Here is an 11,939-nt window from a genome sequence, read left to right as displayed (position 1 = left end):
TCATAGCCCGACCTGACGGAGCGCCTGGTCGAGGTCCTCGATCAGGTCCTGCGGATCCTCAAGCCCGACGTTGAGCCGCAACAGCCCCTCTGTCACGCCCATCTCCGCGCGCGCCTCCGCACTGACGCCGTAATGAGTGGTCGAGGCGGGATGCGTCATCAGCGACCGCGAGTCGCCGATATTGTTTGAGATGTCGATCAGCGACAGGCCGTTGAGCAGCGCATGCGCCTGCGCGCGATCCGCCACCTCGAAGGCGAAGATCGGCCCGGCCGCCGCCATCTGCGACATCGCCAGCGCGTGCTGCGGATGGCTGGCGAGACCTGGATGAAGAATGCGCGGCACGCGAGCTTCGAGGAAGCGGCCGACGGTCAGCGCGTTCTCGGACTGGCGGCGGACGCGCAGGTCGAGCGTCTCCAGGCCCTTGAGCACCACCCAGGCGTTGAACGCGCTCAGCGTCGGCCCGGTGTTGCGGGTGAAGGGCAGCAACGTGTTGTCGATGAAGTCGCGACTGCCGCACACCGCGCCGGCGAGGACGCGGCCCTGCCCGTCCATCATCTTCGTCGCGGAATAGGCCACCACATCCGCGCCGAACTCAAGCGGTCGCTGGAGCGCGGGAGTGGCGAAGGCATTGTCGACCACGCTGACGATGCCGCGCTCACGCGCGATGCCGCACACCGCGCGCAGATCGACCACGTCCATCGTCGGATTCGCCGGCGTCTCGAAGAAGAACAGCTTGGTGTTCGGCCGGACCGCCGCCGCAAAGGCAGCCGGATCGCGCGCGTCCACCGTGGTCGACTGGATGCCAAAGCGCGGCAGCAGCGTATCGACCAGCCAGCGGCACGAGCCGAAAGCGGCGCGACCCGCGACCACGTGATCTCCCTGCTGGAGCTGGCACAGCAGCGCGGCGGTCATCGCCGCCATGCCGGTCGCCATGGTCCGGCACGCCTCCGCGCCCTCCAGCAGCGCGATGCGATGTTCCAGCATCTGGACGGTGGGATTTTGCAGGCGGGAATAGGTCATCCCCTCCTGCTCGCCGGCGAACCGCGCCGCCGCGTCCTCGGCACAGTCATAGCTGTAGCCCGAGGTGAGGAAGATCGCTTCCGAGGTCTCACCGAACTCGGAACGTGCGGTGCCGCCGCGCACCGCGAGGGTGGCGGGACGCCAATGCTGGGTGACCGACCGGTCCTGTCCGCTGCGCCGCTTCATGGCCGCACGCTTTGCCCCCGGCGCGTCGATGAGACAAGGGGCAGCGGCCCCATGGGCTTGTCGCCACGACAACGGTGCCGCAAGGGAAAGGTGGACCGACAGCCCGTGTTCCTGCGCCCACAGGAACACGGGCCTACGACCCGCCACGCTCGCGGCCACCGGCTCCTGCGTGCGCAGGAGCACTTACGGGGATGTAGATGGCCGCACGCAACGAGACGGTGACGCCACCACGCATCTGGTTACTCGCGCTGGCGATCGCGCTCGCGTCGGAACTGCTGTTCCTGTTCCGCCTGACCGTGCCCGACAAGCCAGTGTTCGACGAGGTCCATTATCTGCCCGCCGCGCGCGCACTGCGTGACCTCAGCGGACCCGTGAATATCGAGCATCCGCTGCTGGCCAAGGAGCTGATCGCGCTGGGGCTGCGAATCGTCGGCGACGTGCCGTTCGGCTGGCGCATCATGTCGACATTGGCGGGCAGCGCGACCGTCGCCGGCGTGTTCGCGCTGACCTGGCTGCTCACCCGGCGGACGAGAGCGGCAGCCATCAGCGCGCTGCTCGCGCTGCTCGGCTTCACCGTCTATGTCCAGGCGCGGATCGCGATGCTGGACACGTTCATGCTCGCCTTCCTGATCTGGGGAATCGTGCTGCTCGCCGCGTCCAGACGCGACGGCAGCGTCGCGCGATGGATCGGCGGCGCCGCGCTGCTCGGCCTCGCCACCTCCTGCAAATGGGCGGCGGCGCCTTACGTCGGCGCGGCCATGCTGACCTTCGTGATAATGAAGCGCGAGCGACCGGCGCGGTGGCCGGGGATCGGCCTCGCGCGCGGCGTCCTGCTGCTCGGCGTGATCTCGGCCGGCGCCTACCTGCTTACCTTCGCGCCCGCTTTCTTCTACGCCAGCGAGCCGCTGACGTTCGCTCGCCTGCTTCCGTTTCAATGGGACATGTACCTGCGCCAGACGGAGAGACTGCCGCACCACACCTATCAGTCGGACTGGTGGACGTGGCCGCTGCTGATCCGCCCGATCTGGTATCTGTACGAGCCGGTGGACGGCGCGCAACGCGGCATCATCCTGCTCGGCAACCCCGCGGTGATGTGGGGCGGGCTGGCGGCGGTCGCCGCCTGCTACTGGGGCTGGGTGAAGACGGGAGCGGCGCGGCTGCTCGCGCCCGCGGCGCTGTGGACCTTTGCCGTCGCCATCTTCGCGATCATCCCCAAGTCCCTCGGCTTCTATTATTATTATTACCCTGCCAGCGTGTTCCTCAGCGTCGCGCTGGCGGTGGCTATGGATCACTGGCGCGATCGGCTGGGGTGGTGGGACGAGGCGTACCTGCTGTTGGCGTTCGCGCTGACGCTCTACTTCCTGCCGGTGCTGACCGCCGCGCCGCTGGCGCATGCCGCAGCGTTCCACCGCTGGACCTGGTTTGCGAGCTGGGTGTGAGGCGTGGGCTTGGCGCGTGCGAAGCTCCCTCCTCGTCCGTCATCCTGGACTCGTTTGCGGATCCACTGTCCCGCGAACACGGTCGCTTCTGAAGGCGGGGTGCGGTGGATCCTGAAACGAGTTCAGGATGACGCTAGCGGAAGCGGGTAAGATTGGGTGCTGGATCGCCCGCCCTCACAATTCCGCCAGCACCGCTTCGCCCATCGCCGCCGTGGTCGCATCGCCGCCCATGTCGGGGGTGCGCAGGCCGCGCGCCAGCGCCGCCGCCACCGCCGCCTCGACGCGATCCGCCGCCGCGTCCTGGCCCAGCGAGTGGCGCAGCAGCATCGCGGCGGACAGGATCGCGGCGCACGGATTGGCCTTGCCCTGTCCCGCGATATCGGGCGCCGAGCCGTGGATCGGCTCGTACAAGCCCTTGCCGGCGCCATCCAGCGCCGCCGACGGCAGCATGCCGATCGAGCCGACGCACATGCTCGCCTGATCGGAGAGGATGTCGCCGAACAGATTGCCGGTCACGATCGTGTCGAACGCGCCGGGGTTGCGCACCAGCTGCATCGCCGCATTGTCAACGTACATGTGCGTCAGCTCGACCTGCGGATAATCCGCGGCGACCTCGATTACCACGTCACGCCACAGCTGTGAGGTTTCGAGCACATTGGCCTTGTCGACCGAGCAGAGCTTGCCACGCCGCTTCGCCGCAGTCTCCAAGCCGACGCGTGCGATACGGCGCACCTCGTCCTCGTCGTAGCGCATCAGGTCGTGCCCCTCGCGCTTGCCCTCGGCCGTCGTGCCGCGACCCTTGGCGCCGAAATAGACGTCGCCGTTGAGCTCGCGCACGATCACCAGGTCGATCGCGCGCGCCACCTCGGGCTTGAGCGTCGAGGCGTCCTCCAGGCCGGGGAAGATCCGCGCCGGACGCAGGTTGGCGAAGGTGCCGAGATGCTTGCGGATGCCGAGGATCGCCTGCTCCGGTCGCAGCGCTCGCTCGAGCGAATCGAATGCCGGATCGCCCACCGCGCCGAACAGCACCGCCGCGGCGCGATCGGCCAGCGCTAGCGTCTCTTGCGGCAGCGGATGGCCGCTGGCGCGGTAGGCGGCGCCGCCGACAGGCGCCTCCTCGAAGCGGAGGCCAAGGTCGAGCGCCTCGAGCACGCGGCGCGCCTCGCGCGTCACTTCGGGGCCGATGCCGTCGCCGGGCAGGATCGCGATCAGGGTGGAGTCGGTCATGCCGCACCGCATGGCGCGGCGCGCGCGCTCACGCAACCGCCCGCGCGAGCCGCCCCACCAGTCGCTCGCGCGCAGCGAGCAGCTCGCGCCGACGATCGACCAGCACGTCGCGCGCGAGGAAATGGCCGGTGAGTGCCAGCGCGGCGAGCACCTCGTCCCAGCCCGCCGCGCCCCCCGAGAGCAGGAACGGCGGCAGCGCGAGCAGCCGCGCTTCATAGCCGAGCGCGCCGGCGCGGCTCACCGCGGCGCCACTGCGCGGACTGACATAGGCCAGATCGTCGCGCGCGCCGGTGACGGTGCAGCCGCTCAGGTCGAGCCCGAAGCCGAGCTCGGCGAGCAGCAGCAGTTCGTAGCGCGCGACGCTGCCGGCCCAGCCTCGCGCGCTCGGGGCCGCCTCGACTGCGTCGAGCACGCCGGCAAGCGCGTCGTGCAGACGCGGATACGGTTGCGCTTCGGGCAGGGCGCCGGCCGTCAGCGCGCATAGCCACTCGATCGCGGCGGCGGGCAGCGGCTGGGCGAACAGCGGCGCGCGGCTGTGTACCAGCTCCACCGTCAGCGCGGCGAGCTGGTCGTCGCTGCGTGCGCGCCAGTCGCCGCGCACCATGTTGCCGGGTTGCAGCGCGGGCCGTACCCGGCGCGAGTGGCCGCCGCGGACATAGCCCGGGCGCACACCGTCGTCGCGAGTCAAGGCGCGCACCACCGCGCCATGCTCGCCGTGCGCCCGGGCGGAAAGGACCAAAGCATCAGCGGCGAGGTGCATCAGGGCGAGATAGGGCGCGGCGCGCGCGGCCGACAGACCCAAGAGTTCAATTCACCTTCTAAAGATCCGTGCTCCGGCGAACGCTGGAGCCCAGGGTCGCAGGCGTGATGCCCGTGGCTGTGGGCGCCTGCGTGCGCAGGAGCACCCGGCTGGTTCACACCAGATGGAACATTCGCTAGCGCGCGTGATAGAAGTCGTAGACCTGCTGCGCCACCGCCGCGCTTACCCCCGGCGCCTTGCGCAGATCCTCCAGGCTGGCGTTGCGTACCGCGCGGCCGGTGCCGAAGTGCATCAGCAGCGCCTTCTTGCGCGCTGGTCCGATGCCGGGCACCTCGTCGAGCGGGCTCGCGCCGATCGCCTTGGCGCGCTTGGCGCGATGCGCGCCGATGGCGAAGCGGTGGACCTCGTCGCGCAGCCGCTGGAGATAAAAGAGCAAGGGCGAGTTGACCGGCAGCGTCAGCTCGCGCCCGTCCATCAGGTGGAACACCTCGCGCCCCTCGCGGCCGTGGTGCGGCCCTTTGGCGACGCCCACGAGGCACACGTCCTCGATCCCGAGATCCTCGAGCACCGCCTTGGCGGCGTTGAGCTGGCCGCGGCCGCCGTCGAGCAACACCAGGTCGGGCCAGGCATCGCCGTCGCGATCGGGGTCCTCCTCCAGCGCGCGCGCGAAGCGGCGTTGGAGCACCTCGCGCATCATCGCATAATCGTCATCGGTCGCCGCCTGCTTGATGTTGAACTTGCGATACTGGCCCTTGCGGAAGCCTTCCGGTCCGGCGACGACCATCGCGCCGAGCGCGTTGGTGCCCTGAATGTGGCTGTTGTCATAGACCTCGATGCGGTCGGGCGGGTCGCCCAGCTCGAACAATTCGGCGAGCTCGCGGTGCAGCCGCGCCTGCGTCGTGCTCTCGGCGAGGCGGCGCTCCAATGCCTCCTTGGCGTTGCGACTGGCCTGATCGAGCAGCCGCTTGCGCACGCCGCGCTGCGGCGCGGTCAATTCTACCTTGCGACCGGCCTGCTCGCTTAAAGCCTGCGTCAACAACTCGGCCTCGGGCAGGACGCGGTCGATCAGGATGGTGCGCGCGGGTGGCACCTCCTCGTAGAATTGCATCATGAACTGGGTGAGCACCTCGTCCTCGGGCACGTCGGCGGTATGCGCCGGGAAGAAGCTGCGGTGACCCCAGTTCTGGCCGCCGCGGATGAAGAAGGCCTCGATCCCGATCAGCCCCTCGTGGCAGGCGAGCGCAAAGATATCCGCATCGCCCACGCCTTCCGCGTTGATGAACTGCGTGCCCTGGATGAAGGTGAGCGCCTTGAGCCGGTCGCGCAGCACCGCGGCCAGCTCGAAGTCCATGTTCTCCGCGGCCGCCTGCATCTGCGCGCCCAGCTTGGCCTGAACGTCGGTGGCCTTGCCGGCGAGGAACTTCTTGGCGTCGCCGACGAGATCGGCATAGCCCGCAGGGTCGATCCGGCCGACACAAGGCGCGGAGCAGCGCTTGATCTGATACAGCAGGCAGGGCCGATCGCGCGTCTTGAAGAAGCCGTCGGTGCAACTCCGCAACAGGAACAGCTTCTGCAGCGCGTTGAGCGTGTTGTTGACGCTGCCCGCACTGGCGAAGGGACCGTAATAATCCCCCTTGGCGCGGCGCGCGCCGCGGTGCTTCTGGATACGCGGGAAGTCGTGGTCGGCGCGCAGCAGGATGAAGGGGAAGCTTTTGTCGTCGCGCAGCAGCACGTTGTAGGCGGGCCGGTAGCGCTTGATCAGCTGCGCCTCGAGCAGCAGCGCCTCGGCCTCGTTGTTCGTCGTCACGATCGTCATCGATCGCGTCTGCGACACCATCCGCTGGAGCCGCTTGGGCAGGCGCTCGACCTGAACGTAATTGGCGACGCGATTCTTCAGCGCGCGCGCCTTACCGACGTAGAGCACGTCGCCTTTGGCGTCGTGCATGCGATAAACGCCGGGCTTGAGCGGCAGCGTCTTGAGCACGTTGCGGATCGCCGCCTCGCCCGCCTTGAGGTCAGGGGCGTCGGCACCGCGGATGGTGAAGGTGGCCTGCTCTTCGTTGAAGCGGTCGGGTGGGCCGTAACTGCCGTTCATCGCGGGCGATCTAGGGGCTGGCGCGGCGCGGGACAACGGGGGTGGAGCCTCGCCCCATGCTCGCTGGCGTCTTCCTGAACTCGTTTCAGGATCCAGGGTGCCGCATACTCAACCGCCGGGGCGCGTGCGGGGCGGTGAATCCTGAAACGGGTTCAGGACGACGGAAGAAGGAGGGGGAAAGCTAGAGGCACGCCCCTACTTGCCCCCGCCCTTCACCCAATCGCCGATCTTTGCCTCAAGCACCGGCATCGGCAGCGCGCCCGTGTCCAGCACCTGCGCGTGAAAGGCGCGCGCGTCGAAGCGGTCGCCGAGCTTCGCCTTGGCGTCCGCCTTGAGCCGCGAGATCGTCAGCTGCCCGATCTTATACGCCAGCGCCTGCCCCGGGATGGCGATGTAGCGCTCCACCTCGGCGGTCGCATCGGTGCGCGCCATCGGCGAGTGCGACAGCATATACGCGATCGCCTGATCGCGCGTCCAACCCTTGGTGTGGATGCCGGTATCGACCACCAGCCGCATCGCGCGCAGCATCTCGTCGTTGAGTCCGCCCATTCGCTGATACGGGTCGGTCTCCATGCCCAGCTCAGGCCAAAGCGTCTCGGCGTAAAGCGCCCAGCCCTCGACATAAGCGGTGTTGCCACCGAACCGCATGAAAGCGGGCAGCGACTCATTCTCCTGCGCAAGGCTGATCTGGAAGTGGTGCCCCGGAACCGCTTCATGGAGGAACAGCGTCTCCATCTCCCACATGTAGCGGACCGGCAGATCATAGGTGTTGTAGTAGAATACGCCCGCGCGCGATCCATCCGGCGTGCCCGCCTGATAGGAGCCGCCCGCGTCGGTCTTTTCCTTGAATGCGGGCACCGGCCGGATCTCCAGTGTCGTCCGCGGGATGAGCGAAAATTGCTCCCGCACGCGCGCGTCAACGCGGCGCCCGATCGCCTCATAGCCGAGCCGCAGCTGCTCCTTGGAGGAAGGCTGGAAGCGTTTGTCCTCGCGGAGGAAGGTGAAGAACTCGGCCAGCGAGCCCGTGAAGCCGGTCTTGCCCTTCTGCGTCTCCATCTCGCGCGTAATCCGCGCCACCTCGCGGAGGCCGAGCCGATGCACTGCATCGGCGGTGAGCGACAGCGTGGTGTTGGCCTCGATCAGATAGGCGTAGAGCGTGTCGCCTCCCTTCATGGCGGAGAGGCCGACGGTATCACGCGCGGCCGGGAGATAGTCGCGCTCGAGGAAGTCGCGCATTCGCTGCTGCGCCGGGTTGAGGACGTCGGCGATCTGGCGCGCATAGGCCGTGCGGAGCCGCGCCTGGTCGGGCGCCGGAACGGCTGCCGGAAAGGCCTTTACCGGGCCGTAAAAGGTCGAGGCCTCGACGCCGCCCTCGAGCAGGTGATCGAACTGCGCGATCATGTTGCGCACCACCAGCTTGGGCTGGACGACGCCGGCGCGCATGCCCTCGCGAAAGCGCGCGATCGCCTGATCGAGTAGCTCGGCGTACCGCGCGTTGCGCTTCAGATTGTTCTCATAGTCCGCCACCGTGTTGAACGGCGCTGCCCCCTGCCCCGAGGCGAGCTCGGGATAGAAGGTCTGCAGGCCGAAAAAATGGTCGAGCGGACGGACGATGTTGAGCGCGACCAGATCGGGTGCGAGACCGCGCAGCGTGACCGAACTTTGCTGCTGGAACACGTCGTACGCAATCTGATCGGTACGGGTCAGCTTGGCGCGATCGATCCGGCCGAGCGCGGCGAGGTCGCTCTGTGCTGCGGCGCGCTCGGCCGCGATGTACGAGTCCGAGAACGGGTCGCCGAGCCGGTCGGCGTAGCGCAGATCACCGCGGAACAGCGCATTGACCGGGTTGCGCTTGAGCGAGGCCTCGTCGCTCGCCGCGAACAGCGCCTTCAGCTTGGTGTCCTCCGCGGAGTCGCCGGGGGCAGCGGTGCTGGGTGCCGCCTGGGCGAGCGCGGGGGTGGGTGCGGCAAGGCCGGACGCGAGCAGCAGGGCGACGGCGAGCGGGCGCGACATCAGGTCACCTCGATGTGGGTTGATGGTGGGACGGATGGTCATGGCAGCGTGGGGCGGAGTGATGCACCGAAAGGCGCGCCCACGCCACCCGTGGCACCGTCCGTGATCCGGCTGATCCGGCTGATCCGGGTGCGTCAGCCTGAACTCGTTTCCGGATCCATCGTGGCGCGCACCTGGGTGCTGCGGCGCTCACCGGACGGTAATTCCTAAAACAGTCCAGGGTGACGCCGGTAAGCGGGCGGCGTCGCGCCTGCCGCCAGTTCCTTGGCGGCAACCCACGACCGGCTGAGTCAATCGCCGCCGTGCTCCGGCAAACGCCGGAGCCAAGGGTTGCGGGCGACGCCGACCTTAGCCCTGCACTCCTGCATGCACAGGAGCACGCTTTCTCGCGAGGAGAAGGGACGTCCGCTGCCTACGCAACTGCTCAGTTGAGTCGGCCGACCCCGGCGATGGCGCGGTCGATCAGCGCGCGGTCGCTCTCGGCGCCGTGGCGCTCCGCGATCAGCGCGGCGGCGGCCGCGGCGGCAGCCTCGGCGGTGCGCGCGCGAACCTCGGCAATGGCGGCGCGTTCCGCGGCGGCGATCTTGTCCTCCGCCATGCGCGCACGGCGCTCCATCAGCTGCTCGGTGTCTGCCTTGGCCTTGGCGACGATCTCAGCGGCCTCGTGATGCGCATTCTCGCGCATCTTGGCGGCATCGGCCTCGGCCGAGCGGGCACGCGCGGCATATTCGTCGCGCAGCGCCTCGGCCTCGCGGCGCAGCGCCGCGGCCTCGTCGAGCTGGCGGCGAATCTCGCCGATGCGCTTGTCAAGCATCGCCGCGATCGTGGCCGGCACGCGCACCAGCACCATGCCAATCAGCACCACCAGCGCAGCGATGCCGACCCAACCAGTGTCGTTGAAGCCCAGCGCGGTCGGCGCGGCATGGTCGCCGGCGCCACCGTGCTCGGTCGAGGAAGCATAGCCACTGCCGTTGGCAAGATCGTGCGACACGAGCCCCTCGGAGGCAGGCCCCTGCGTCGGGTTGGCGGGAGCGTTAGCCATGATTCAGCTGCCTGCGCACCGCCTCATTGGCGGCATCGGTGGAAATCGTCAGGCCGGCAAGGCGCTGGACCAGCTCCTGCGCGGCTTCGGTGGCGATCGTCTGGACGTTGACCATCGCCGCCGCCTTGGCATTCGCCACCGCGACGTCGTGATGCGCGACCCGCTCGGCCAGGTCGGCGTCGGCGGCCCGCAGCTGCGCCTCGGCTGCAGCCGCGGCGCGTGCCTTGGCGGCGCCCACCTCAGCCTGTGCCGCGGCACGCGCCGCGTCCATGTCGGCGTTCCATGCCGCCTCGGTCGTATCCGCCGCGACGCGCGCGCTCTCCGCGCTCGCGAGGTCCTGTGCGATCTTCGATTCACGCAGGTCCATCACGCCTTGCACCCTGGGCACCATCAGCTTGCCGATCCCGAAATACAGGATACCGAAGGTGATGAGCAGCCAGAAGATCTGCGAGGCGTAAGTGGCGGCGATCTGACTGATTTGGGGCATGGTGATCCGCTATCCTTGCGGCCCCGCCCGATCTGCCGGGCGGGGCAAGTCCGTCGGCGTCAGGTTACGCGACGAACACCAGGATGATCATCGTCACGAAGGCGAGCAGACCGAGCAGCTCGGCGCCCGCGAAGCCGATGAAGAGGCGGCCCTGCTGGCCGTCCGCAGCACCCGGGTTGCGCAGCGCACCCTCGAGGAAGGCGGCGAACACGTTGCCCACGCCCAGCGCGGCAATGCCCATGCCGATCGCGGCGAGACCGGCGCCGAGCAGCTTGGCGGCGTTTGCGTCCATGTCAGTAACTCCCGTTCAGAAACAATGGTTGGTGTGGAAACTCAGTGCAGGTTGACCGCGTCGTTGAGATAGACGCTGGTCAGCAGCGCGAAGACATAGGCCTGGATCGCCGCGACGAGCAGCTCCAGCAGCGTGATCCCCAGCATCAGCACGAAGCTCGGCACGGTGATCAGCACCGCATAGCCCGGCCCGAGATTGATCCCGTTGATCACGAAGGCGGCGAGCACCTTGAGCAGGATGTGCCCCGCGGTCATCGCGACGAACAGTCGCAGACCCAGCGAGAAGGGGCGCACCAGGAAGCTCATCAGCTCGACCACGAAGATCAGCGGCACCATCAGCGCGGGCGTGCCGTGCGGCACGAACAGGCTGAAAAAGTGGAAGCCGTGGCGGCCGAAGCCGACGATCAGCACGATCGAGAAGCTGATAATCGCCAGCACGCCGGTGACGGTAAGATGGCTGGTGACGGTGAAGGGATGCCAGCCCGGCACGATGCCGACCGGCAGCAGCCCGAGGATGTTGGCGAACAGGATGAACATGAACAGCGAGAAGACATAGGGCACGAAGCGCTTGCCCTCAGGTCCGACGTTCGAGGTCAGCATGTTTTGGACGAAGCCGGTGAACCCCTCCACCGCCGCCTGCCAGCGGCCCGGAACGAGTTCCCGCTTCATGCCGCCGAGCATGAACAGCCACAACGCGACCAACGTGATCACCATCCACAACGCGGAATTGGTGAACGACAGGTCATAGCCGCCCACGATCCAGCGCTGACCGAGCACGGGCTCGATCAGGAACTGGTGCATCGGATCGATCTTGCCGCCTTCTGCCGCCACGTGCTGGTCCCTGCCGTCTACATACGTCAAGCGCCCGGTTCGTCCGGGCGCTTGGTCGTCAACCGAATGATCTGCCTGAACGCGACCGCTATTCCAAGGAACAGCATCACGATCAGTACCCACGGCGCGGTGCCGAACCAGCGGTCGAGAAGCCAGCCGATCAGCGCCGAGCCGACGAGACTTCCGATGAGGGCAGCGAGCACGCGGTTGCCGAGCGCATAGCCCGCTTCACCCCCGCCGCGCACAACCCCCGTGCGAACCGCTTCGTCCCGGCGCGCCTGCTTCAGCCGATCGTCGAGCGAAGCGAGGCGCGGGTCCGCCGCGTCGTGGAAATCCTGTCCGGGCCCGTTCTCCGCCACGCCGCCACCCTCGCCCTGAAGTTCGTTGACCAGGAGAGATTGCGCGCGAGCGGCGAGCAGCCCCGCCAAGGCGCCGTCCGGTTAGCCGGGGGGTCGGGGGGTGTCAACCTGTGTGGACACGGGGTTAACGGAGGTTGCCCGAGATGGTGCGCCGGACCTCGCGAGCCATCGTCGTCCTGCGAACGCGCT

11 protein-coding genes are annotated in these 11,939 nt (G+C 68.2%); 1 reads left to right on the top strand and 10 read right to left on the bottom strand.

The window, feature by feature from the left end; all coding sequences use genetic code 11:
- Complete coding sequence (locus ACMGDM_RS10620) at window positions 1–1,206, bottom strand: trans-sulfuration enzyme family protein (protein WP_436804090.1); 1,206 nt, start codon at window positions 1,204–1,206, stop codon at window positions 1–3.
- Between the two features lie 197 nt (window positions 1,207–1,403).
- Between ACMGDM_RS10620 and ACMGDM_RS10615 the strand changes: the two genes are divergently transcribed.
- Window positions 1,404–2,645 carry a glycosyltransferase family 39 protein gene (locus ACMGDM_RS10615; protein ID WP_436804089.1) on the top strand — a complete coding sequence of 414 codons (1,242 nt, stop codon included), beginning with the start codon at window positions 1,404–1,406 and terminating at the stop codon, window positions 2,643–2,645.
- Window positions 2,646–2,819: 174 nt separating this feature from the next.
- On the opposite strand, the gene leuB is transcribed toward ACMGDM_RS10615, so the two are convergent.
- From leuB to ACMGDM_RS10570, 9 genes are all read right to left on the bottom strand, one after another.
- The gene (gene leuB, locus ACMGDM_RS10610; protein WP_436804088.1) at window positions 2,820–3,872 is read right to left on the bottom strand and encodes a 3-isopropylmalate dehydrogenase; all 1,053 of its coding nucleotides are present in this window, start codon (window positions 3,870–3,872) and stop codon (window positions 2,820–2,822) included.
- 28 nt (window positions 3,873–3,900) lie between these two features.
- Window positions 3,901–4,632, bottom strand: a complete 732-nt coding sequence (gene recO, locus ACMGDM_RS10605) for a DNA repair protein RecO (protein ID WP_436804267.1) — start codon at window positions 4,630–4,632, stop codon at window positions 3,901–3,903.
- Window positions 4,633–4,807: 175 nt separating this feature from the next.
- Window positions 4,808–6,727 carry an excinuclease ABC subunit UvrC gene (gene uvrC, locus ACMGDM_RS10600; protein WP_436804087.1) on the bottom strand — a complete coding sequence of 640 codons (1,920 nt, stop codon included), beginning with the start codon at window positions 6,725–6,727 and terminating at the stop codon, window positions 4,808–4,810.
- A gap of 195 nt (window positions 6,728–6,922) precedes the next feature.
- Window positions 6,923–8,740, bottom strand: coding sequence for a DUF885 domain-containing protein (locus ACMGDM_RS10595; RefSeq protein WP_436804086.1), 1,818 nt, complete (start codon window positions 8,738–8,740; stop codon window positions 6,923–6,925).
- 424 nt (window positions 8,741–9,164) lie between these two features.
- Window positions 9,165–9,782: a F0F1 ATP synthase subunit B family protein gene (locus ACMGDM_RS10590; protein WP_436804085.1), complete on the bottom strand. Its 618-nt coding sequence runs from the start codon at window positions 9,780–9,782 to the stop codon at window positions 9,165–9,167.
- Window positions 9,775–10,269, bottom strand: coding sequence for a F0F1 ATP synthase subunit B family protein (locus ACMGDM_RS10585; RefSeq protein ID WP_436804084.1), 495 nt, complete (start codon window positions 10,267–10,269; stop codon window positions 9,775–9,777). The genes ACMGDM_RS10590 and ACMGDM_RS10585 overlap by 8 nt, the downstream gene beginning before the upstream one ends.
- Window positions 10,270–10,333: 64 nt before the next feature.
- On the bottom strand, window positions 10,334–10,561 hold the full coding sequence (locus tag ACMGDM_RS10580) for a F0F1 ATP synthase subunit C (protein WP_019515901.1): 228 nt from the start codon (window positions 10,559–10,561) through the stop codon (window positions 10,334–10,336).
- Window positions 10,562–10,602: 41 nt separating this feature from the next.
- The gene (locus ACMGDM_RS10575) at window positions 10,603–11,391 is read right to left on the bottom strand and encodes a F0F1 ATP synthase subunit A (RefSeq protein ID WP_436804266.1); all 789 of its coding nucleotides are present in this window, start codon (window positions 11,389–11,391) and stop codon (window positions 10,603–10,605) included.
- Window positions 11,392–11,417: 26 nt separating this feature from the next.
- On the bottom strand, window positions 11,418–11,750 hold the full coding sequence (locus ACMGDM_RS10570; RefSeq protein ID WP_436804265.1) for an AtpZ/AtpI family protein: 333 nt from the start codon (window positions 11,748–11,750) through the stop codon (window positions 11,418–11,420).
- Between the last annotated feature and the right edge of the window lie 189 nt (window positions 11,751–11,939).

It is taken from the genome of Sphingomonas larreae (assembly GCF_051400595.1).
In the GTDB taxonomy this organism is placed as follows: Bacteria; Pseudomonadota; Alphaproteobacteria; order Sphingomonadales; family Sphingomonadaceae; genus Sphingomonas.
Note: the sequence above shows the minus strand (reverse complement) of the source record. Positions and strands in the feature narration are given on the sequence as shown.

Bases quoted from the DNA above. Each gene is read 5' to 3' on its own strand.
- ACMGDM_RS10620 (WP_436804090.1), bottom strand. From the start codon at position 1,206: ATGAAGCGGCGCAGCGGACAGGACCGGTCGGTCACCCAGCATTGGCGT.
- ACMGDM_RS10615 (WP_436804089.1), top strand. From the start codon at position 1,404: ATGGCCGCACGCAACGAGACGGTGACGCCACCACGCATCTGGTTACTC.
- leuB (WP_436804088.1), bottom strand. From the start codon at position 3,872: ATGACCGACTCCACCCTGATCGCGATCCTGCCCGGCGACGGCATCGGC.
- recO (WP_436804267.1), bottom strand. From the start codon at position 4,632: ATGCACCTCGCCGCTGATGCTTTGGTCCTTTCCGCCCGGGCGCACGGC.
- uvrC (WP_436804087.1), bottom strand. From the start codon at position 6,727: ATGAACGGCAGTTACGGCCCACCCGACCGCTTCAACGAAGAGCAGGCC.
- ACMGDM_RS10595 (WP_436804086.1), bottom strand. From the start codon at position 8,740: ATGTCGCGCCCGCTCGCCGTCGCCCTGCTGCTCGCGTCCGGCCTTGCC.
- ACMGDM_RS10590 (WP_436804085.1), bottom strand. From the start codon at position 9,782: ATGGCTAACGCTCCCGCCAACCCGACGCAGGGGCCTGCCTCCGAGGGG.
- ACMGDM_RS10585 (WP_436804084.1), bottom strand. From the start codon at position 10,269: ATGCCCCAAATCAGTCAGATCGCCGCCACTTACGCCTCGCAGATCTTC.
- ACMGDM_RS10580 (WP_019515901.1), bottom strand. From the start codon at position 10,561: ATGGACGCAAACGCCGCCAAGCTGCTCGGCGCCGGTCTCGCCGCGATC.